The 19,475-nt window shown below is 72.3% G+C and carries 19 protein-coding genes; 7 read left to right on the forward strand and 12 right to left on the reverse strand.

The features are described from left to right. The 5 genes from OIE74_RS18430 to pdhA all read right to left on the reverse strand — a co-directional run bounded on the left by OIE74_RS18430 (position 1) and on the right by pdhA (position 6,175). Positions 1 to 1,473 (reverse strand): molybdopterin molybdotransferase MoeA, encoded by a 1,473-nt coding sequence (locus tag OIE74_RS18430; protein WP_329384801.1) that lies wholly within the window; start codon positions 1,471 to 1,473, stop codon positions 1 to 3. Continuing rightward, the gene (locus OIE74_RS18435; RefSeq protein WP_329392345.1) at positions 1,470 to 2,375 is read right to left on the reverse strand and encodes a DUF6457 domain-containing protein; all 906 of its coding nucleotides are present in this window, start codon (positions 2,373 to 2,375) and stop codon (positions 1,470 to 1,472) included. The genes OIE74_RS18430 and OIE74_RS18435 overlap by 4 nt, the downstream gene beginning before the upstream one ends. A gap of 157 nt (positions 2,376 to 2,532) precedes the next feature. Further along, a complete protein-coding gene (locus OIE74_RS18440; protein ID WP_329384803.1) occupies positions 2,533 to 3,954 on the reverse strand; it encodes a dihydrolipoamide acetyltransferase family protein in 1,422 nt (473 codons plus the stop codon). Next, on the reverse strand, positions 3,954 to 4,985 hold the full coding sequence (locus OIE74_RS18445) for an alpha-ketoacid dehydrogenase subunit beta (RefSeq protein ID WP_329384806.1): 1,032 nt from the start codon (positions 4,983 to 4,985) through the stop codon (positions 3,954 to 3,956). Before OIE74_RS18445 ends, OIE74_RS18440 begins: the two co-directional genes overlap by 1 nt. Then, complete coding sequence (gene pdhA, locus OIE74_RS18450) at positions 4,982 to 6,175, reverse strand: pyruvate dehydrogenase (acetyl-transferring) E1 component subunit alpha (RefSeq protein WP_329384808.1); 1,194 nt, start codon at positions 6,173 to 6,175, stop codon at positions 4,982 to 4,984. The genes OIE74_RS18445 and pdhA overlap by 4 nt, the downstream gene beginning before the upstream one ends. A gap of 157 nt (positions 6,176 to 6,332) precedes the next feature. Here pdhA and OIE74_RS18455 point away from each other — a divergent pair, with 157 nt between their 5' ends. Next, positions 6,333 to 6,848, forward strand: coding sequence for an Lrp/AsnC family transcriptional regulator (locus OIE74_RS18455; protein WP_329384811.1), 516 nt, complete (start codon positions 6,333 to 6,335; stop codon positions 6,846 to 6,848). 33 nt (positions 6,849 to 6,881) lie between these two features. On the opposite strand, the gene OIE74_RS18460 is transcribed toward OIE74_RS18455, so the two are convergent. After that, positions 6,882 to 7,478, reverse strand: coding sequence for a TetR/AcrR family transcriptional regulator (locus OIE74_RS18460; protein ID WP_329384814.1), 597 nt, complete (start codon positions 7,476 to 7,478; stop codon positions 6,882 to 6,884). Next, complete coding sequence (locus OIE74_RS18465) at positions 7,475 to 9,022, reverse strand: 3-hydroxyacyl-CoA dehydrogenase (protein WP_329384817.1); 1,548 nt, start codon at positions 9,020 to 9,022, stop codon at positions 7,475 to 7,477. The genes OIE74_RS18460 and OIE74_RS18465 overlap by 4 nt, the downstream gene beginning before the upstream one ends. Positions 9,023 to 9,263: 241 nt before the next feature. Between OIE74_RS18465 and paaN the strand changes: the two genes are divergently transcribed. Next, complete coding sequence (paaN, locus tag OIE74_RS18470) at positions 9,264 to 10,973, forward strand: phenylacetic acid degradation protein PaaN (RefSeq protein ID WP_329384819.1); 1,710 nt, start codon at positions 9,264 to 9,266, stop codon at positions 10,971 to 10,973. A 99-nt stretch (positions 10,974 to 11,072) separates the two neighbouring features. Here paaN and OIE74_RS18475 read toward each other — a convergent pair whose 3' ends face one another. From OIE74_RS18475 to OIE74_RS18485, 3 genes are read right to left on the reverse strand one after another with little or no spacing between them, the layout of a single operon-like run. Then, positions 11,073 to 11,825, reverse strand: a complete 753-nt coding sequence (locus OIE74_RS18475) for a TrmH family RNA methyltransferase (RefSeq protein ID WP_329384822.1) — start codon at positions 11,823 to 11,825, stop codon at positions 11,073 to 11,075. 34 nt (positions 11,826 to 11,859) lie between these two features. Continuing rightward, the gene (locus OIE74_RS18480; RefSeq protein ID WP_329384825.1) at positions 11,860 to 13,146 is read right to left on the reverse strand and encodes an HTTM domain-containing protein; all 1,287 of its coding nucleotides are present in this window, start codon (positions 13,144 to 13,146) and stop codon (positions 11,860 to 11,862) included. Further along, entirely contained in the window at positions 13,143 to 13,901 is a 759-nt protein-coding gene (locus OIE74_RS18485) for a DUF5819 family protein (protein WP_329384828.1), read from the reverse strand. The genes OIE74_RS18480 and OIE74_RS18485 overlap by 4 nt, the downstream gene beginning before the upstream one ends. Positions 13,902 to 14,015: 114 nt before the next feature. On the opposite strand from OIE74_RS18485, the gene paaA reads away from it, so the two are divergent. The 5 genes from paaA to OIE74_RS18510 are packed head-to-tail and all read left to right on the forward strand — an operon-like array spanning position 14,016 to position 17,711. Then, positions 14,016 to 15,074 (forward strand): 1,2-phenylacetyl-CoA epoxidase subunit PaaA, encoded by a 1,059-nt coding sequence (gene paaA / locus OIE74_RS18490; RefSeq protein WP_329384831.1) that lies wholly within the window; start codon positions 14,016 to 14,018, stop codon positions 15,072 to 15,074. Then, positions 15,071 to 15,361, forward strand: a complete 291-nt coding sequence (gene paaB, locus OIE74_RS18495) for a 1,2-phenylacetyl-CoA epoxidase subunit PaaB (protein ID WP_069628646.1) — start codon at positions 15,071 to 15,073, stop codon at positions 15,359 to 15,361. Before paaA ends, paaB begins: the two co-directional genes overlap by 4 nt. After that, the gene (gene paaC / locus OIE74_RS18500) at positions 15,358 to 16,140 is read left to right on the forward strand and encodes a 1,2-phenylacetyl-CoA epoxidase subunit PaaC (protein ID WP_329384835.1); all 783 of its coding nucleotides are present in this window, start codon (positions 15,358 to 15,360) and stop codon (positions 16,138 to 16,140) included. Before paaB ends, paaC begins: the two co-directional genes overlap by 4 nt. Continuing rightward, positions 16,137 to 16,637, forward strand: coding sequence for a 1,2-phenylacetyl-CoA epoxidase subunit PaaD (gene paaD, locus OIE74_RS18505; RefSeq protein WP_443076156.1), 501 nt, complete (start codon positions 16,137 to 16,139; stop codon positions 16,635 to 16,637). The genes paaC and paaD overlap by 4 nt, the downstream gene beginning before the upstream one ends. After that, positions 16,638 to 17,711 (forward strand): 2Fe-2S iron-sulfur cluster-binding protein, encoded by a 1,074-nt coding sequence (locus OIE74_RS18510; protein WP_329384839.1) that lies wholly within the window; start codon positions 16,638 to 16,640, stop codon positions 17,709 to 17,711. A gap of 373 nt (positions 17,712 to 18,084) precedes the next feature. On the opposite strand, the gene OIE74_RS18515 is transcribed toward OIE74_RS18510, so the two are convergent. Beyond that, on the reverse strand, positions 18,085 to 18,429 hold the full coding sequence (locus OIE74_RS18515; protein ID WP_329384842.1) for a rhodanese-like domain-containing protein: 345 nt from the start codon (positions 18,427 to 18,429) through the stop codon (positions 18,085 to 18,087). Positions 18,430 to 18,500: 71 nt separating this feature from the next. Next, a complete protein-coding gene (locus OIE74_RS18520) occupies positions 18,501 to 19,475 on the reverse strand; it encodes a J domain-containing protein (protein WP_329384843.1) in 975 nt (324 codons plus the stop codon).

Consider the following 19,475-nt stretch of genomic DNA (forward strand, 5'->3'; position numbering starts at 1 on the left):
TCACGTGAAACACCCGTCGTCCATCGAGGCGGCGGCATCGCCCCAGGCGGCCCAGGGCAGGTCGAGGACCTCCAGCTCGTCGCCCGGACGTGCGCCGCCCGGCGGGACGACCGCGAGCCCGTCGGCGACGGCGATGCCGCGCAGCATGGCGGGACCGTTGTAGCGCAGCGGCACGAGCCGGTCGTCGCGGTGGACGAAGGGCACGAGCCGGGTGTCCTGGGGATGGCCGTGCACCTCGTCCCGTACCGGCGCGTGGTACGCGGGCGCCGGCGCCCGTCCGCCCAGGGCCCGCAGCAGCGGCTCGGCCAGCGTCAGCAGTCCTGATACGGCGGCGAGCGGATTGCCCGGGAGGCCCACCAGATGGCGGCCGGAGGCGAGCCTGGCCAGCAGCATGGGGTGGCCGGGGCGTACGGCGACGCCGTCCACGAGCAGTTCGGCGCCCGCCTTGCTGAGCACGGGGTGGACATGATCGACGGGACCGCCGGCCGTACCGCCCGTGGTGAGGACCAGATCGGCCTCGGACTCGGTGACCGCGCGGTACAGGGCGCGTTCGTCGTCGGCGACCCGGCGGGTGTCGATGACCTCGGCGCCGAGCGCGCGCAGCCAGGGCGCGATCATCGGGCCGAGCGCGTCGCGGATGAGGCCGTCGTGGGGCATTCCGCGGACGAGGAGTTCGTCGCCGAGGACCAGGATGTCGACGGTCGGGCGACGGGCGGTGAGCAGTTCGTCGTAACCGGCGGCGGCGGCCAGGCCGAGCACCGCGGGGGTCACGACGGCGCCGGCGGGCAGGAGTTGGTCGCCGGAGCGGCACTCCTGGGCGCGGGGGCGGATGTCCTGGCCGTGGGTCACCTCGCGGTCGGCGTGGAGATGACCGGTGGTGTCGGTGCGGGCGTGCTCGCTGCGGATCACGGCGGTGGTGTCGGGCGGGACCCGGGCGCCGGTGGCGATCCGTACCGCTGTGCCGTCGGGGAGCGGGGTGGTGGCGGCGTGCCCGGCGAGGATGCCGGTGGTGGGGGCGGCCGGCGCGGGGTCGTCGGGGTCCAGGGCGTCGGGGTCCGCCGGTCCTAGGGACCAGGGGCCCGGTCCGGACACCGCCCAGCCGTCCATCGCGGAAGTGTCGAAGGACGGCAGGTCGGTGAGGGCGGTCAGGGGCTCGGCAAGGACATGCCCCAGGGCCTGTTCGAGGGGGACGCGCCGGGTGCGGGTGGTGGTCGCGGTGGGGGTCTTGGGGGTGGTGGAGGTCTTGGGGGCGGTGGCCGCCGTACGGCCCGAACGAGCCGCGATAGCACGGGCATCGGCCCACGGGGTGGCGTGGTGCCTGCCCCTGCCTTCGGGCTTCACCGGCGCGGAGCTGTGGCCGGATCCGTGGTGCGAGTCGGCGCCGGACCGGTCTCCCGGGCCCGCGTCCGGCTGCCTGCCGAACAGCGCGAGGACGTCCTCGACGCCGTCCACCTCGGGGTCCTGGGCCGTCATCCGGCCTCGGCCCCCTCGGCCTTGCCGCCGCCCTCGGCCTTGCCGTCCGTCGCGTCCGTCTCCTCGGCCCAGCGCAGGGCGAGCACCGTGGCCTTCCGGGACGCCTCTGCCACCGCCTCGGGACCTCCGCCGCCGGCCGCCGCACGGCCCGCCGCGTACCCGACCAGAAAGGTCGTCAGCGGCGCGGCCGGCCGGGCCACACCGTGCGCGGCGTCGCGGGCGAGATCGAGCAGGACCTTGATGTCGACGTCGAGTTCGAGGCCGAGTTCGTCCTTGACTGCGGTAATCCATTCGTCCAGCACGGTTCCATGCTCCCTGATGCGTGCGCGCGCCGTGGAGATGTCTTCCCAGGTGTCGCAGTCGAAGGATGCGAGCGGGTCGGTGTCCGCGGCGACACGGGCGAGGTCGAGTTCACTGGTCAGCAGTCGGAGCGGCAGCCCGGCGAGGCTGCCGTACTCGGTGGCGAGGAGGGCGATCTCGCGGCGCAGCGGCTCCGTGCGGTACGCCGCGACCAGCGGCTGGTCGCGGCCGTCCGCGTCGGTGAGTAGCGCGCCCTCGCGTGCGGCGTCCGCGGCGAGTACGTCCAGGAGCCGGTGCGTCGTCTGCCGTGTCAGGAAGGGCAGGTCGGCGGAGAGCACGAGCACGGTGTCCGCGTCGACCTGCCGTACGCCCGCGTCGAGCGCGGCGACCGGGCCGCCGCCCGGCGGCTCCTCGCGTGCCCAGCGCACCGGCCGCGCCGTGGGCCGCCGGCCGCCCACGACCACGGTCCGCGCGGCATCGCCGCAGGCTCCGAGCACCCGGTCGAGCAGCGCCCGGCCGCCGACGCTGACGGCGGGCTTGTCGATTCCGCCGAGCCGCTTCGCGGCACCTCCGGCGAGCACGATGGCGTCATGGGCGGTCATGGTCATGGCTGAAGTATGGTCCGCGATCGGGTGTCCGACGCATGTGATGTCGGACCGTGATGTACGACCGTGATCTTGACCGGTGCGGACCGTGATCCTGGCCGGTGCGGACCGTGATCCTGGGCCCCGTGCCGGGCGCGGTCCACCCGGGCGTGGCCTACAGCGTGCGCAGCAGCACCGCCGGCTGTTCCACACAGTCCGCCACGTACCTCAGGAAGCCGCCCGCCGTGCCGCCGTCGCACACTCGGTGGTCGAAGGTGAGGGAGAGCTGGACGACCTGGCGTACCGCCAACTCGCCTTGGTGCACCCAGGGTTTGGCGACGATACGGCCGACGCCGAGCATCGCGGCCTCGGGGTGGTTGATGATCGGCGTGGAGCCGTCGACGCCGAACACGCCGTAGTTGTTCAGCGTGAACGTGCCGCCCGTCAGATCGCCGGGGGTCAGCTTCCCGGTCCGGCCGGCCTCCGTGAGCCGGGCGAACTCCGCGCTCAGGGACTCCGCCGAACGGTTCCGCGCGTCCCTTACGACGGGGACGACCAGCCCGCGGTCGGTCTGCGCGGCGAAGCCGAGATGGACGTCGCGCAGGCGGACGATCTCCCTGGCCTCCATGTCCACCGTGGAGTTGAGCTCCGGGAAGCGCGCGAGCGCCGCCGTGCAGATCCGCGCCAGCAGGGCGATGAGGGAGATCTTCGGCCCGCCGGCCGCGTTGGCGGCGGCCCTGGCCGCCAGCAGTTCCGTCGCGTCCGCGTCGACCCAGCAGGTCGCCTCGGGGATCTCGCGCCGGCTGCGGCTGAGCTTGTCGGCGACCGCGCCGCGCACACCGCGCAGCGGTACGCGCTCGGTGACCGCGCCGGAGGCGGTGGTGGGGGAGGCTGATGCGGAAGGTGAGGCGGGAGCGGAGGGCGCCGCTGTTCGTGCGGCCTGCTGCTCGATCCGCTCGATCGCCTGCTCGACGTCGCACCGCAGGATCAGCCCGTCCCGGCCCGATCCGTCCAGCGCCCGGAGGTCGAGCCCGTTCTGCCTGGCCAGCCGCCGCACCAGCGGCGAGATGACCGGCACGGGCCCGGACCGCTCAGGTGCGGGCGCCGCTGCCGCTGCCGGCGCCGCCGTCGGCAGCGGATCGGCGAGTGCGACGGGGGCGGCCGGAGCTGCCGGTGCCGCGGCGACGACCGTCGCGGGGCGGACCCGGCGCCGCCGGGCGGCCGGAGCACCCGTGCCGTACCCGACCAGCACGTTCCCGGACGTCTCGGCCGGACCGGACCCGGCGGCCGGAACCCCCTCGGCGCCCGTACCGGTGCCCGAATCCGCCGGGGGGCCGGCGGCAGGCTCCGAGGCCCCGACCGCCACCGTCAGCAGCGGCGCGCCGACCGGCAGCTCCGTGCCCTCCTCGCCGTACCGCGCGGTCACCACGCCCCCGTACGGGCAGGGGACCTCCACCATCGCCTTGGCCGTCTCGACCTCGACGACCGGCTGGTCGATGGCGACGACGTCGCCGACCGCCACCAGCCAGCGGACGATCTCGGCCTCGGTCAGGCCCTCACCGAGATCCGGCAGCTTGAATTCGAGCACCTGGGCCATCAGCTGTCCGCCTCCCACTGAAGCCGCGCGACCGCGTCCAGCACCCGGTCCACACCCGGCAGATGGTGCTGTTCCAGCATCGGCGGCGGATACGGGATGTCGAATCCGGCGACCCGCAGGACCGGTGCCTCCAGATGGTGGAAGCAGCGCTCATTGATCCGGGCGGCGATCTCCCCGCCGGGCCCGCCGAAACCGTTGGACTCGTGGACGACCACCGCGCGCCCCGTGCGCCGTACAGAGGCGACGACCGTCTCGTCGTCGAAGGGCACCAGCGAGCGCAGGTCGACCACTTCCAGGTCCCAGCCCTCCGCGCGGGCGGCCTCCGCCGCCTCCAGACAGACGGTGAGGGAGGGGCCGTACGTGACGAGGGTGGCGCTCAGTCCCGTACGCCGCACGACGGCCCGGCCGATCGGCTCCACCACCACCGGTGCCTCGGGCGACCACCGCGCCTTCGACCAGTACAGCCGCTTGGGCTCCAGGAAGACCACCGGATCGTCGGAGGCGATGGCGGCCCTGAGCATCCCGTACGCGTCCTCGACCGTCGCCGGGGTGACGACATGCAGGCCGGGCGTTGCCATGTAGTACGCCTCTGAGGAATCGCTGTGGTGCTCGACGCCGCCGATCCCGCCGCCGTACGGCACCCGGATGGTGATCGGCAGCGGCAGCGCACCGTGCGTGCGGTTGCGCATCTTGGCGACATGGCTGGCCAGCTGCTCGAACGCCGGATAGGCGAAGGCGTCGAACTGCATCTCCACGACGGGCCGCAGCCCGTACATCGCCATGCCGACGGCCGTGCCGAGAATCCCGGCCTCGGCCAGCGGCGTGTCCGTGCAGCGGTCCTCGCCGAACTCGGCTGCGAGTCCGTCGGTGACCCGGAAGACCCCGCCGAGCGTGCCGACGTCCTCACCGAGGATGTGCACGGCCGGGTCATCGGCCATCGCGTCGCGCATCGCGCGCCGCAGCGCCTGCGCCATGGTGGCCGGCTTCGCCGCAAGGTCGGTCCTGGGGGCCCTGGAGGCGACGGTGGTCATCGCGCCTCCCCCTGTCCCGCGTCGGCCGGCTCGTCCGAAGCGTCCAGCTCGGCCCGCAACTGGGCCGCCTGCTCGCGCAGTTGCGCCGTCTGCTCCGCGTAGACGTGCGCGAAGAGGTCCATGGGGTCCAGCTCCGGCTCGGCGTTCATCCGGTCGCGCAGCCGCGCGGCCATCGCGTCGGCGTCGTCGGCGGCCTTCCTGATCCCGTCCCCGTCGAGCATCCCGCGCTCCGTCAGCTCGTGCTCCAGCAGCCGGACGGGGTCGTGGGCGCGCCACGCCTCGACCTCGCCGTCGCCGCGGTAACGCGTCGCGTCGTCCGCGTTCGTATGAGCCTCGATGCGGTAGGTGACGGCCTCGACGAGCGTCGGGCCGCCGCCGCTCCTGGCCCGCCGCACGGCCTCGGTGAGGACAGCGTGCACCGCCGGGGCGTCGTTCCCGTCGACCAGCCTGCCGGGCATTCCGTAGCCGACGGCCTTGTGGGCCAGCGACGGCGCCGCGGTCTGCTTGGCGAGCGGGACGGAGATGGCGAAGCCGTTGTTCTGCACGAAGAAGACGACGGGCGCCTTCCATACGGCGGCGAAGTTCAGCGCCTCGTGGAAATCGCCCTCGCTGGTGCCTCCGTCGCCGACCAGGGCGAGCGCGACCACGTCGTCACCCTTGAGGCGCGCGGCGTGCGCCAGCCCGACGGCGTGCGGGAGCTGGGTGGCCAGCGGGGTGGCGAGCGGGGCGATGCGGTGCTCGCGCGGGTCGTATCCGGTGTGCCAGTCGCCGCGCAGCAGGGTGAGGGCCTGGACGGGGTCAAGGCCGCGCGCCACCACGGCGAGGGTGTCGCGGTAGCTGGGGAAGAGCCAGTCCTGCTCCTGGAGCACCAGGGCCGCGGCGACCTCGCAGGCCTCCTGGCCGGTGCTCGACGGGTAGACGGCCAGTCGGCCCTGCTTGGTGAGGGCGGTGGCCTGCGCGTTGAACCGACGGCCGCGGACCAGCTCCGCATAGAGCCGCCGCAGCAGCTCGGGATCGGCGTCCGTCACCGCTTCCGTGCCCAGTACGCGATACGGCTCGGGGTCGGGGAGCAACGGGGCGGGGTCCGTACGGGGCTGCCACGCCGGGGGCGGGGTGGGCCGGTGGACGACGGGCCCCGGGGGCTCCTGGACCGTCGTGCTGCTCTTCTTCAACGCGTGCACCTCCTCCATGGGAGCGGGCTGGGCGGCGCGTGAGTGTGGCGCGCCTCACCTACCGATTGTTCGGTTTGCGCGGCATTTTGGCTACCGGCGCCTTCAGCCTGTGGACAAACGGTTCTGCACAGCCTGTGATGGGCACAGGGTGTCCAAGAGTGGAGAGGTGGGGGACATGGCGGCTGAACAAATGGCCGAGGACTGGGAGCGGACCGGGCAGCGGGAGCCGCCTGCCCGGCCGCTCGACGCGATCGACCACGACATCCTGCGCATCCTCCAGACGGACGGCCGCGCCTCGATACGGTCGGTGGCCGAGCGCGTCCATGTCTCGCGCGCCAACGCGTACGCCCGGATCAACCGGCTCGTCGAGGACCGCGTCATCCGCGGGTTCGGCGCCAGGATCAACCACGAACGGGCAGGTCAGGGGGCCTCCGCGTACATCACGCTCAAGATCGTGCAGAACTCCTGGCGCACGGTGCGCGAACAGCTCCAGGAACTGCCGGGCGCCACGCACATCGCCCTGGTCAGCGGCGATTTCGACGTGCTGCTGCTGGTCCACGCGCCGGACAACCGGACGCTGCGGGAGCTGGTCCTGACCCGGCTCCAGTCGATCCCCGAGGTGCTGTCCACCCGCACCCTGCTGGTCTTCGAGGAGACCGACTTGGACCCTCCGGGCCCGCCCACGCCCTGAGAAGCAGGGGGCGGCCCGAGCGCCGTACGGGTGCTACGAAGATTCCCCGCGGAGCCCGTCGAACGCCATCCGTACGACCGTCTCGGCGACCTGGTCACTGTCGTAGCCGCCGCCCGGCTGCGGCCGGTACCACTCCACGAGCGAATTGATCATGCCGAAGAGCAGCCGCGTCGCCAGCCGGATATCCATGTCCGCGCGGAGGTCGCCGTCGGCCGCCGCCGCCTTCAGCAGGCCCGCGACCCGCTGGTCGAACTCGCGCCGCCGCTCCATGGCCCAGCGCTCGGTCCTGGTGTTGCCCCGGACCCGCAGCAGCAGAGTCACATAAGGCAGCTCCGCCATCAGGACCTCGACGGTGCGGCGCGTCACGTACTCGACCCGCTCGATGGCCCGGCCCCGCCCGGCGTCCGGCTCGTCGAGGATCCCGAAGAGGCCGTCGATGGCCCGGCTGACCGCCCGGCGCAGCAGCTCCTCCTTGCCCGAGACATGGTGGTATATGGAGGACTTGGAGATACCGGCGGCCTTCGACAGATGCTCCATGGAGGTGCCGTCGTAGCCGCGCTCGATGAAGACGCCGACGGCGACCGTGAGCAGTGTCTCGGGGGTGTAGGTGTCCCGCTTGGCGGTGGTCATGAGCCCGCCCCTTCCGGCGCGGCGCCGGCCGCCGACGCGGCCTCGGCGGCGGCGAGGCGGCGCAGCGCCTGCGAGGCGGCGTACCGGCCCGACGGATACTCCTCGTGCAGCCGCTCCAGCAGGTAGAGCGTCCGGTCGGCCCCCAGCTCCGCCACCCAGTCGAGCGGCCCGCGCGGGTAGTTCACGCCGAGCCGCATCGCGGTGTCGATGTCATCGGCGGACGCGACACCGCGCGCCAAGGCGTCGAGCGCGAAGTCGACGAGCATGGCGACCGTGCGGCCCACGATCATGCCGGGGACGTCCGCGATCACACTGACCTGCTTGCCGAGCGCCTGGAAGAGGCCCACGGCCGCGACGACGGACTCCTCGGGCACCGTGGCGGACGGCGCGAGGGCTATCCGGGTCGCGGCGCGGTAGTCGTGCGCGAGGTCGAAGTGGATCAGCCGCAGGTCGGACGAGTCCGCCGCCTCACCGTCGGTGAGGAAGAGGCGGGTGCCGCAGGGCAGTTCGAGCCAGCCGGGGTATCCGGGAACGGCGTCCTCTTTACGTATGACCTCGATCCCGGCCTCTTCGATCATCCCGGGCAGCGCCGCCGCGGCGAACAGCTCGCCCTGGACGACCACGGACGGCGGCGGGTCGGCGGGCGGTGCGGTCAGCGGTTCGGGCGCGGGGGCGCCGTCCTCGTAGGAGAACCACCCCCGGCCCGACTTGCGGCCGAGCCGGCCCGACTCCACCAGGCGCCGCTGGGCCAGGGAGGGCGTGAAGCGCACGTCCTGGAAGAAGGACTCCCAGACGGAGCGCGTGACCGCCTCGTTGACGTCCTGGCCGATGAGATCGGTCAGTTCGAAGGGGCCCATCCGGAAGCCGCCGCACTCGCGCAGGACGGCGTCGATGGTCGCGGGGTCGGCGGCCCGCTCCTCGTACAGGCGCAGCGCCTCGGCGTAGTAGGGGCGGGCGACGCGGTTCACGACGAAGCCCGGGGTGTCGGCGCAGCGCACGGGCGTCTTGCCCCACGCGGCCGCCGTTTCCCGGGCGCGCGTGGCCGCGCTCTCCTCGGTCGCGTGCCCGCTGACGACCTCGACCAGCGGCAGGAGCGGCGCGGGGTTGAAGAAGTGCAGGCCGACGAAGCGGCCGGGGCGGCGCAGGGCGCCCGCGACGGCCGTGACGGAGAGGGAGGAGGTGTTGGTGGCGAGCAGGCAGTCGTCGCCGACGATGTGCTCCAGCGCCGCGAACAGCTCCTGTTTGACCGTCAGTTGCTCCAGGACGGCTTCGACGACGAGAGCGGCGTCCGCGAGCTCGGACAGTTCCGCGGCGGGCAGCAGCCGGGCCTTGGCGCTGTCGCGGGCGTCCGCGTCCAGCCGCCCCTTCTCCGTCAGCCGGTCCAGCCGGGCTCCGACGGCGTCGGCCGCCTGCTGGGCACGGCCGGGCAGGACGTCGTAGAGGCGCACGGGATGTCCGGCGACGAGGGCCACCTGGGCGATTCCCTGTCCCATCGTGCCGGCGCCGACCACCGCGACGACACGGGAGCGCTCGATTGCTGTCATGACCCGATCCTCCTGTATGAACATCCGCCGCGGTACGTGATCTCCCAAGGAGACCGGTCGCGGGCGGCGATCAGCCGGAACTGACCGGAACGACACCGTCCGCGGCGACGGGAAAGCACGGGTTTTCCACAGCCCCCCTTGTCCCGACCGATCGTTCGGTTACTCTAACTCTGTCCGTCGCTCGTGTCCCCCTGTCGCTCATTTCCCCGATCCCGCCCAGCTCGACGAGGAGTTGGTCCTCATGGCCGCCCAGCTCAGCCCCCAGCAGCTCAACGAGAAGCACCGGCCCACGCTCGACCAGGCCCTCGACGCGATTCGCACGCGTGCCTACTGGTCGCCGCACCCCGAGCACCCGAAGGCCTACGGCGAGAGCGCGCCGGCCGAGGGCCTGGCCGCGTTCAAGGCCCTGCACGGCACCCGTATCGACCTGGACCAGCCGGGCACCGACGGCTGGACGGGCGGCGAGACCTCGCCGTACGGGCCGGAGCTCGGCGTCGAGTATCCGCACGCCGACATCGACGTCCTGCTGCCCGCCATGCGCGCGGGCATGAGCGCCTGGCGCGCGGCGGGGCCCGAGACACGTGCCCTGGTCAGCCTGGAGATCCTGGCCAGGATCAGCGCCAGGACCCACGAGTTCGCCCACGCCGTGATGCACACCAGCGGGCAGGCGTTCATGATGGCGTTCCAGGCGGGCGGGCCCCACGCCCAGGACCGCGGCCTGGAGGCGGTGGCGTACGCCTATCAGGAGCAGACCCGCACGCCCGCCGACGCCGGCTGGTCCAAGCCCCAGGGCAAGCGCGACCCCCTGGAGCTGCGGAAGTCCTTCACGGCCGCGCCGCGCGGCATCTCGCTGCTGATCGGCTGCAACACCTTCCCGACGTGGAACGGCTATCCGGGCCTGTTCGCCTCGCTGGCCACCGGCAATCCGGTCCTCGTCAAGCCGCACCCGCGCGCGGTGCTGCCCCTCGCCCTCACGGTGCGGGTGGCCCGCGAGGTTCTCGCCGAGGCCGGCTTCGACCCGAATCTGGTCGCGCTGGCCGCCGAGCGGCCCGGCGAGGGCATCGCCAAGACCCTGGCCGTCCGGCCCGAGATCAAGATCATCGACTACACCGGATCCACCGCCTTCGGCGACTGGCTGGAGACCAACGCCCGCCAGGCGCAGGTCTACACGGAGAAGGCGGGCGTCAACACGGTCCTCGTGGACTCCACCGACGACTACAAGGGCATGCTCGCCAATCTGGCCTTCTCGCTCTCGCTCTACAGCGGCCAGATGTGCACCACCCCGCAGAATCTCCTCATCCCGCGCGACGGCATCGCGACGGACGCGGGCCCGAAGTCCTTCGACGAGGTGGTCGCCGACCTGGCGGCATCGGTGAGCGGCCTGCTGGGCGACGACGCCCGGGCCAACGGCCTGCTCGGCGCGCTGGTCAACCCGGACGTGAAGAGCAGGCTGGACGCGGCGGAGGGTCTCGGGGACGTGGCGCTCGCCTCGCGCGTGATCGCCAATCCGGACTTCCCGGACGCGGTGGTCCGTACGCCGGTGATCGTCAAGTCCGACGGTTCGCGCAAGCAGTGGGACCCGGCGGCGGGGGCGAACGGCTCGGAGGCGCCGTATCTGTCGGAGTGCTTCGGCCCGGTCTCGTTCGCGGTCGCCGTGGAGTCGACCGAGGAGGCGCTGGAGCTGCTGCGCCGTACGGTCCGCGACAAGGGCGCGATGACAGTCGGGGCGTACACGACATCGGCCGGGACGGAGCGCGCGGTCGAGGACGTCTGTGTGGAGGAGCTGGCCCAGCTGTCCCTGAATCTGACGGGCGGGGTCTATGTGAACCAGACCGCGGCCTTCTCCGACTTCCACGGCTCGGGCGGCAATCCGGCGGCGAACGCGGCGCTGTGCGACGCGGCGTTCGTGGCCAACCGCTTCCGTACGGTGGAGGTCCGCCGCCAGGCGTGACACCGCGCCCGTGCCCGGCCGTCGAACGGCGTCCGGGCGCGGGGTGGTTGGGCGCAGGGCGGTTGGGCCGGGCGGGCCGGTGCGGCACGGCCCGGCACGTCAGTTCGGCCCGCCCCAGTGGAACAGCGCCATGGCCACGCTGGTGGCGAGGTTGTAGCTGGAGACCTGGGGGCGCATCGGCAGCGCCAGCAACGTGTCGGCGCGCGCCCGCAGTTCGGCCGAGAGCCCGTGCCGTTCGGAGCCGAAGGCCAGCAGCGCGTCGTCGGGGAGAGTCACCGACCGGATGTCCGCCCCCTCCGGATCCAGGGCGTACAGCGGCCCCGGGGGGAAGTCGTCGGGTGACAGCCGCTCGACGGCGGTGGCGAAGTGCAGCCCGGCGCCGGCTCGGACGACGTTCGGGTGCCAGGGATCGAGATCGCCGGTGGTCACCACCCCGGTGGCCCCGAACCCGGCCGCGAGCCGCACCACCGCCCCGACGTTCCCGAGATTGCGGGGATTGTCGAGGACGACGACGGGAGAGCGCCGGGGCGCCGCCGCCAGCGCGGCCAGATTCTCCGTACGGCCACGCCTGACCGCCAGGGCGACAACCCGCGTCGGGTGCACCTTCGGCACCAGCTCCCGCAGGTCCTCGGCGGGCACTTCGACCAGCGACCCCCGCAGGGTGCCGGCCAGATCGTCGGCGAGCTCGGCCGCCAGGGCGAGCACGGACTCCTTGTCGCTCGTGACCGCGAGCCGCACGTCCGCCCCGAACCGCAGCGCGTGCTTGAGCGCGTGGAAGCCGTCGAGGACCACGGCGCCCGGCGCTTGGTCGTGCCACAGCCGCAGGGCGCTCGCGGGATCGACGTCGTTCATCGCCCCAGCGTAGGCGGGCGGACGGGGAGAGCCGTCACCGGACGAGCGAGGGGTCCGCGTCGACACCGGGCGGTGCCGGGGGCGTCGCGTCCTGCGCGGCAGGCCCGGCCTCGTCGCCCGTGCGCCGGTCAGGCATGCCGGCCCCGTCACCGCCCCTGGGCACCGGCCCCTTGGTGAAGCGCAGCCGCAGGCGCGTCGCCGCGTGGCCGATCCGGATCATGAAGCTGGTCGGCAGGAAGACGGCGTCGGCGGCGATCATGGCGAGCGAGAAGAACGGCAGCCCGAGCAGGACGGCGATGCCCGCGTGCTCCAGCATCATCGCCACCAGCAGGACGTTCTTGACCCGCCGGTTGAAGAGCGTGAACGGGAACGCGACCTGCACCATGACCGTGCCGTACGTCAGCGCCATCACGATCAGGCCGCTGGAGGCCAGGATGTCGGCGAGGGCGGGCCACGGGGCGAAGTAGTCCAGGTGCAGCGGGTAGTAGAGGGCGGTGCCGTCCTGCCAGCGCGACCCCTGGATCTTGTACCAGCCGGCCGTGGCGTAGATCAGACAGACCTCCGCCATGATCACGACGAGTGCGCCGTTGTGCGCGAGGTTCGCGATGACGTCCAGCAGCGCGCGCGGCTCGCTCTTCGGCGCGTAACGGTTCAGCGCCCACCACAGCCCCTGGGAGAGCCACAGCGTCCACAGCAGCACCGTCACCCACCACTCGCCGCCGGTCCTGTCCAGCAGCGTGCCCAGCAGGGCGACACCGAGCACGGCCCACAGGAGGGGCCCGACCCGGTCCACCGGCGCGGCCTTGCCGGAGGCGACGGCGCGCGCGGCGCGGTCCTCCCGGCGGGCGTCCAGCGACCAGACCCGGCCGCAGCGCGTGAGCACCAGATAGATCGCCATCAGATGGATGACGTTGTCGCCGCCGTCGCCCATGAAGATGCTGCGGTTCTGGAGGGACAGCACGCCCACCATGAAGACCACGGACATGGTGCGGGTGCGCCAGCCGAGCATCAGCAGGGCGCTGGACAGTACGGAGACGGCGTAGACGATCTCGAACCAGACGCCGCTCTCGGACCACATCAGCGTGGTGAACGCGCCGTTGCCCGCGATCAGTTGCTGGGCCATGTCCCAGCTCCACGGGCTGCCGGGCCCGTACAGCTCACGGCGGTTGGGCAGTTCGCGCAGCAGGAAGAGGAGCCAGGCGGCGGAGAATCCGATCCGGACGACGGCGCTCTGGTGGGGGCCGAGCGGCCGGGAGGTGACGCGCTGGAGGACGAGCGCGGCCTTGTGGACGACGGTGGGGGCGTGGGCGGGGCGGCTCATCCGCGGGCCTCCGTACGGCTGTCGGCGCGCGGGCCGTCGCCCGGCGAGCCGTCGTTCCGCACGCCTTCGGACAGATCGTCCGGGGTCACGGTCCACCACGGGAAGACGCGGTAGCCCGGCTTGGTGTTGGTCTTCTCACCGCTCCACGGGGGCGCCTGGACGACCCGGGCTGCGGAGCGGAGCTGAATGCGCTCGACGGGGCCGCCGAGGTCGTACGACTCCAGGCGCAGCATCACGATCCTGCGTATGTAGCTCTCGGAGAGCTGTCCGCGCAGACCGTTGGGGCGGGCCTTGTCGTCGTGGGAGTTGACGTAGAAGTCCCAGCCCCGGCGCAGTTCGTTCTGGTCGACATGGCTGGGGAAGGGGTTGCCGCGGATCGCCTCGGCGTCGTCGGCGGTCAGATTGATCCAGCCGGTCGTCTCGCGCGCTCCGTCCGCCGTGTTCACGTCGGCGCGGACCTCGACGGCGATGTTCTGCTGGAGGGGATTGGGCGCGAAGAGCTTCCAGTTCTGTTCGAACTCGGGATAGATCCAGTCGCCCACCTGCTCGCTGTACTCCTTGGAGACGGTGTTCTGGGGCGCGACGTGCAGGAACACCATGGCCACATGGCCCACGGCGAGCAGCCCGACGACCGCGAGAGCGACGGCGGCGACCACCTGGTACGGGAAGGAGAGCCCGGCTATCCCCGGTGTCGGAGCCGCTGGTGGACCCGGTGGAGATTCCGGGTTTCCACCGTTGTCGTCGTTCGAATCCATCCCGCCCCGATCCCCGTCTTCCCACAGTCGGTTATCCACAGGGTTGACACCCTACGGGCCGCCGACCGACCATTGAAGTCCATGAACCGAACGATCGGTCGGTAGGGGGCCCGGATGACGGCAGTGACCGCGGGGACGGCTGTGGAGGCAACGGTGGAGACGACGGCAGCGGCGCCCGGGGCGTACGAGGCGGCGTTCGACGCCGCGGTGGCCGCCGACGAGCGCATCGAGCCCCGCGACTGGATGCCGGAGGCCTACCGTGCGTCGCTCGTCCGCCAGATGGCCCAGCACGCGCACTCGGAAATCATCGGCATGCAGCCGGAGGCGAACTGGATCACGCGCGCGCCCTCGCTGCGGCGCAAGGCGATCCTGATGGCCAAGGTGCAGGACGAGGCGGGACACGGGCTGTATCTCTACAGCGCGGCCGAGACCCTGGGCACAAGCCGCGACGAGCTGCTCGACAAGCTCCACTCCGGCCGCCAGAAATACTCGTCGATCTTCAACTACCCGACGCTGACCTGGGCGGACGTCGGCGCGATCGGCTGGCTGGTGGACGGGGCCGCGATCACGAACCAGGTCCCGCTCTGCCGCTGCTCCTACGGCCCGTACGCCCGCGCGATGGTCCGTATCTGCAAGGAGGAATCCTTCCACCAGCGCCAGGGGTACGAATCACTGCTGGCCCTCAGCCGTGGCACGCCCGCGCAGCACGAGATGGCGCAGGACGCGGTCAACCGCTGGTGGTGGCCCTCCTTGATGATGTTCGGCCCGCCGGACGACGAGTCGGCGCACTCCGCGCAGTCGATGACCTGGAAGATCAAGCGGCATTCGAACGACGAGCTGCGGCAGCGGTTCGTCGACATCTCTGTCCCCCAGGCCGAGACGCTCGGTCTCACGCTCCCCGACCCGGACCTGAAGTGGAACGAGGAGCGGGGACAGCACGACTTCGGGACGATCGACTGGGACGAGTTCCGCGAGGTCCTGAAGGGCAACGGCCCCTGCAACGAGCAGCGGATCGGCCGGCGCCGCCGCGCCCACGAGGAAGGCGCGTGGGTACGCGAGGCGGCGACGGCCTACGCGGCGAAGCACAGCGGCACTGACAGCGGCGGCGGCAGCGGCACCGGAACCGGCGGCGCGGACATCGCGCGGCCCGTGGAGAAAGTGGCGACGGCATGAGCGGATCGACCCAGTGGCCTCTGTGGGAGGTCTTCGTGCGGTCCCGCCGCGGGCTCTCGCATACGCACGCGGGCAGCCTGCACGCCCCGGACGCCGAGATGGCGCTGCGCAACGCGCGCGACCTCTACACCCGGCGCAGCGAGGGTGTGTCGATCTGGGTGGTCCCCTCCGCCTCGGTCACGGCGTCCTCGCCGGACGAGAAGGACTCGTTCTTCGAACCGGCCGGCGACAAGCCCTACCGGCACCCGACGTTCTACGAGATCCCGGAAGGGGTGCGTCACCTGTGACCGGCGCTCCGACAGCGACGGCGCTCGCCCTCGCCGACGACGCGCTGATCCTTTCGCACCGGCTGGGGGAGTGGGCGGGACACGCGCCCGAGCTGGAAGAGGACGTGGCGCTCGCCAACATCGCCCTGGACCTGCTGGGCCAGGCCCGGATCCTGTACTCCCTGGTGGGGGACGAGGACGAGCTGGCCTATCTGCGCGAGGAGCGCGACTTCCGCAATCTCCAGCTGGTCGAGCAGCCGAACGGCGACTTCGCGCACTCGATCGCCCGCCAGCTCTACTTCTCCACCTATCAGCGGCTGTTGTACGAGCGGTTGGCGACCGGTGACGGGCCGTTCGCCGGGCTCGCCGCCAAGGCCGTGAAGGAAGTCGACTACCACCAGGACCATGCCGAGCAGTGGACGCTGCGGCTCGGTGACGGCACCGCCGAGAGCCATGAGCGGATGCAGCGGGCCTGTACGGCGCTGTGGCGGTTCACCGGCGAGATATTCTCACCCATGGCCGCAAGCGCCGGACGCGATGACGGCGATGACGGCGATGACGGCGACGGCCCTGGGTACGGCGAGGGGCTGGACGGCGTCAACAGGCAGGAGCTGGCGGAGCGTTGGCTCTCCTCGGTCACGGCGGTGCTGGAGCGCGCGACGCTGACGGTGCCCGACGGGCCGCGCGCCGGGGCATGGACGGCGGGCGCGGGACGGCAGGGCCTGCACACCGAGTCCTTCGGCCGGATGCTCGCCGAGATGCAGCACCTGCACCGCAGCCACCCGGGAGCGTCATGGTGAGCGCGGCTGGACCGACCGCGCTGGAGAGCGAACTGCGCGCGCTCGCCGGCTCCGTCCCCGACCCCGAACTGCCCGTGCTGACGCTGGAGGAGCTGGGCGTGCTGCGCGCCGTCCATGTCTCGGGACCGGGCAGGGTCGAGGTCGAGCTGACCCCCACATACACCGGCTGTCCGGCGATCGAGACGATGTCCTCGGACATCGAGCGGGTGCTGCACGAGAAGGGGATACCGGACGTCTCCGTCGTCACGGTGCTCTCCCCCGCCTGGTCGACGGACGACATCAGTGCCGAAGGGCGGCGCAAACTCGCGGAGTTCGGCATAGCCCCGCCCCGTCCGCACCCTACGGACGGACCGGTGCCGCTCAGCCTCGGTATCCGCTGCCCGCATTGCGGCTCGACCGACACCGAGCTGCTGAGCAGGTTCTCCTCCACCGCGTGCAAGGCGCTGCGCCGCTGCTCGTCCTGCCGCGAACCGTTCGACCACTTCAAGGAGTTGTAGATGTTCCATCCGCTCCGCGTCAGCGAGGTCGAGCGGCTCACGGACGACTCGGTGACCGTCACCTTCGCCGTGCCGCCCGAGCTGGACGAGACGTTCCGCCACACTCCGGGCCAGCACATCGCGCTGCGCCGAATCGTGGACGGCGAGGAGATCCGTCGTACGTACTCGATCTGCGCGCCCGCCGGCGAACTGCCCGTCCTGCGGGTGGGCATCCGGCTGGTCGAGGGCGGCGACTTCTCGACGTACGCCCTGAAGGAACTCGCCGTGGGCGACACGGTCGAGGTCATGGAGCCGACCGGCCGCTTCGTGCTCCCGCCGCGCCCCGGGCACTTCGCCGCGATCGTCGGCGGCAGCGGGATCACCCCGGTGCTGTCGATGGCCTCGACGCTCCTCGTGCGGGAGCCCGAGGCCCGGTTCTGTCTGATCCGCAGCGACCGCACCGTGGCTTCGACGATGTTCCTGGAGGAGGTCGCCGACCTCAAGGACCGCTTTCCGGACCGCTTCCAGCTGGTCACGGTCGTATCCAGGGAGGAGCAGCAGGCCGGGCTTCCCTCGGGCCGGCTGGACGAGGAGCGACTGGCGGCGCTGCTGCCCGCGCTGCTCCCGGTGGACAGCGTCGACGGCTGGTTCCTGTGCGGCCCCCTGGGCCTGGTGAAGGGCGCGGAGCGGGCGCTGCGCGGCCTGGACGTCCGGCGGAAGGCGATCCACCAGGAGATCTTCCACGTGGACGACGGCGCCCTGGACGCCGGGCTGGCTGCGAACGCGGCCACGCCCACCGGCGCGGCGGGCGGCCCCGTCGGAAGCACGCTCACGGCGACGCTCGACGGCCGCTCGGGCAGTTGGCCGGTCCAGGAGGGGGACTCCCTGCTGGAGACGGTGCTACGCAGCCGGTCGGACGCGCCGTACGCGTGCAAGGGCGGCGTCTGCGGCACCTGCCGCGCGTTCCTGGTCTCGGGCGAGGTACGGATGGACCGCAACTTCGCCCTGGAGCCGGAAGAGACGGAAGCGGGCTACGTACTGGCCTGCCAGTCCCACCCGGCCACCGCCGAGGTCGAATTGGACTTCGACCGCTGACGCGGCGAGTCGGACGCGCTGTACGCCTCCAAGGGCGGCGTGTGTCCGCGGCACCTGCCGCGCGCGCTCCTCGTCTCGGACGAGGTCCGCACGGACCGCCACACCCGCCCACGGCTGACGCCGACATGCGGGTGCGGTGACGCCCGGCCGGGCCGTATGGCATGTACGAGCGTCCCCCACACGCCGGGCGGGGCCCCTCCGGATCGCCCCGCCCCGGACGTACGCGAGCGCCTGAAGCCAACGCAGAGGGCAGCTCCCGTGCCCAAAGGGCTACGGGGGCCCGGTCAGAGCACGAACCCCGGGCGGCGGTAACCGCTCCGCAGCAGACCCGAGCTGGACCGGGCCCTCCGAACAGGCCCCAGGGCACCCCCCGTCAGAGCACGAACGCCGGGCTGCCGTTGTCCGTGACCATCGGGCGGCCCGCGCCCTCCCAGGCCTGCATGCCGCCCTCGACGTTCGCCGCGTCGACGCCCTGCTGGACCAGGTACTGGGTGACCTGCGCGGACCGTCCGCCGACCCGGCACATGACGAAGGCCTTGCGCCCGTCGGCGACCGCCTCGGTCACCTCACCGAAGCGCGCCACGAACTCGCTCATCGGGATGTGCAGCGCGCCCTCGACATGGCCCGCCGCCCATTCGTCGTTCTCACGGACGTCGAGCACCAGACCGTCGGACGGGACCGCCGCAGCATCCACCGCGGGCAGTTGGGCGAAACTCATGTGATGTGCCTTCTCTCGTACGTGTGGGTCCCCCGGTGCGACAGATACAGCCTCGCGCACGGAGCGCGCCGTCACTGCACCAACCGCGCCAGTTCGGACTCGCGTGCCGAAACCTCCGCCAGCAACTGCTCAGCGATCTCCTCCAGCAGCCGGTCGGGGTCGTCCGGCGCCATCTGAAGCATCGCGCCGATCGCGCTCTGCTCCAGATCCTGCGCCACGATCGTCAGCAGTTCCTTGCGCCGGGCCAGCCAGTCCAGCCGGGCGTAGAGCTCCTCGTTCTCGCTCAGGCGCGGTTCCTTCGGCACGGGCCCCGCCGCCCACTCCTCAGCGAGCTGCCTGAGCAGCGCCTCGTCCCCGCGTCCATAGGCCGCGTTCACGCGCGTGATGAACTCGTCCCGGCGGGCCCGCTCGGTGTCGTCCTGCGCGAGATCCGGGTGCGCCTTGCGGGCCAGGTCGCGGTAGAGCTTGCGCACCTCGTCTGTCGGCCGCACCCGCTTCGGCGGCTGCACGGGCTGGTCCGTCAGCATCGCCGCGGCCTCGGGCGACAGACCGTCGGAGTCGAGCCAGTCGTGGAACAGCTCCTCGATCCCCGGCATCGGCTGCACCATCGCCCGCGCCTCACGCGCCTTGCGCAGATCCTCGGGGTCACCCGACCGGGAGGCACGGGCCTCGGCGATCATCGCGTCCAGCTCGTCCAGCCGCGAGTACATGGGGCCGAGCCGCTGGTGGTGCAGCCGGGAGAAGTTCTCCACCTCGACCCGGAAGGTCTCCAGGGCGATCTCGAACTCGATCAGCGCCTGCTCCGCGGCCCGCACCGCCCGCTCCAGCCGCTCCTCCGGCCGCTCGGACTCCTGGCCCGGACCGGCGGCCCCCTCGGCTCCCCCCGCCCCGTCTCCGGCGCCCTGCGGGCCATCCACGCCCTCCGTGGCCGCCCCCGCCGTGGCTTCCCCGCCCGTGGTGGCATCCGTCGTCGCATCCGGCACGTCTGGCACGTCCTGCTCGTCGTCGTTACGGATCGTCGGCTCCCGGGAGGCGTCCTGCGTCAC

The organism is Streptomyces sp. NBC_01716 (genome assembly GCF_036248275.1).
In the GTDB taxonomy this organism is placed as follows: Bacteria; Actinomycetota; Actinomycetes; order Streptomycetales; family Streptomycetaceae; genus Streptomyces.

What these genes read in the sequence shown, in the direction of transcription:
- OIE74_RS18510 (WP_329384839.1), top strand. Translation starts at nt 16,638, where the DNA reads ATGTTCCATCCGCTCCGCGTCAGCGAGGTCGAGCGGCTCACGGACGAC.
- OIE74_RS18465 (WP_329384817.1), bottom strand. Translation starts at nt 9,022, where the DNA reads ATGACAGCAATCGAGCGCTCCCGTGTCGTCGCGGTGGTCGGCGCCGGC.
- paaB (WP_069628646.1), top strand. Translation starts at nt 15,071, where the DNA reads ATGAGCGGATCGACCCAGTGGCCTCTGTGGGAGGTCTTCGTGCGGTCC.
- OIE74_RS18435 (WP_329392345.1), bottom strand. Translation starts at nt 2,375, where the DNA reads ATGACCGCCCATGACGCCATCGTGCTCGCCGGAGGTGCCGCGAAGCGG.
- OIE74_RS18430 (WP_329384801.1), bottom strand. Translation starts at nt 1,473, where the DNA reads ATGACGGCCCAGGACCCCGAGGTGGACGGCGTCGAGGACGTCCTCGCG.
- paaA (WP_329384831.1), top strand. Translation starts at nt 14,016, where the DNA reads ATGACGGCAGTGACCGCGGGGACGGCTGTGGAGGCAACGGTGGAGACG.
- pdhA (WP_329384808.1), bottom strand. Translation starts at nt 6,175, where the DNA reads ATGGAGGAGGTGCACGCGTTGAAGAAGAGCAGCACGACGGTCCAGGAG.
- OIE74_RS18460 (WP_329384814.1), bottom strand. Translation starts at nt 7,478, where the DNA reads ATGACCACCGCCAAGCGGGACACCTACACCCCCGAGACACTGCTCACG.
- OIE74_RS18440 (WP_329384803.1), bottom strand. Translation starts at nt 3,954, where the DNA reads ATGGCCCAGGTGCTCGAATTCAAGCTGCCGGATCTCGGTGAGGGCCTG.
- OIE74_RS18455 (WP_329384811.1), top strand. Translation starts at nt 6,333, where the DNA reads ATGGCGGCTGAACAAATGGCCGAGGACTGGGAGCGGACCGGGCAGCGG.
- OIE74_RS18445 (WP_329384806.1), bottom strand. Translation starts at nt 4,985, where the DNA reads ATGACCACCGTCGCCTCCAGGGCCCCCAGGACCGACCTTGCGGCGAAG.
- paaN (WP_329384819.1), top strand. Translation starts at nt 9,264, where the DNA reads ATGGCCGCCCAGCTCAGCCCCCAGCAGCTCAACGAGAAGCACCGGCCC.
- OIE74_RS18480 (WP_329384825.1), bottom strand. Translation starts at nt 13,146, where the DNA reads ATGAGCCGCCCCGCCCACGCCCCCACCGTCGTCCACAAGGCCGCGCTC.
- OIE74_RS18515 (WP_329384842.1), bottom strand. Translation starts at nt 18,429, where the DNA reads ATGAGTTTCGCCCAACTGCCCGCGGTGGATGCTGCGGCGGTCCCGTCC.
- OIE74_RS18475 (WP_329384822.1), bottom strand. Translation starts at nt 11,825, where the DNA reads ATGAACGACGTCGATCCCGCGAGCGCCCTGCGGCTGTGGCACGACCAA.
- OIE74_RS18485 (WP_329384828.1), bottom strand. Translation starts at nt 13,901, where the DNA reads ATGGATTCGAACGACGACAACGGTGGAAACCCGGAATCTCCACCGGGT.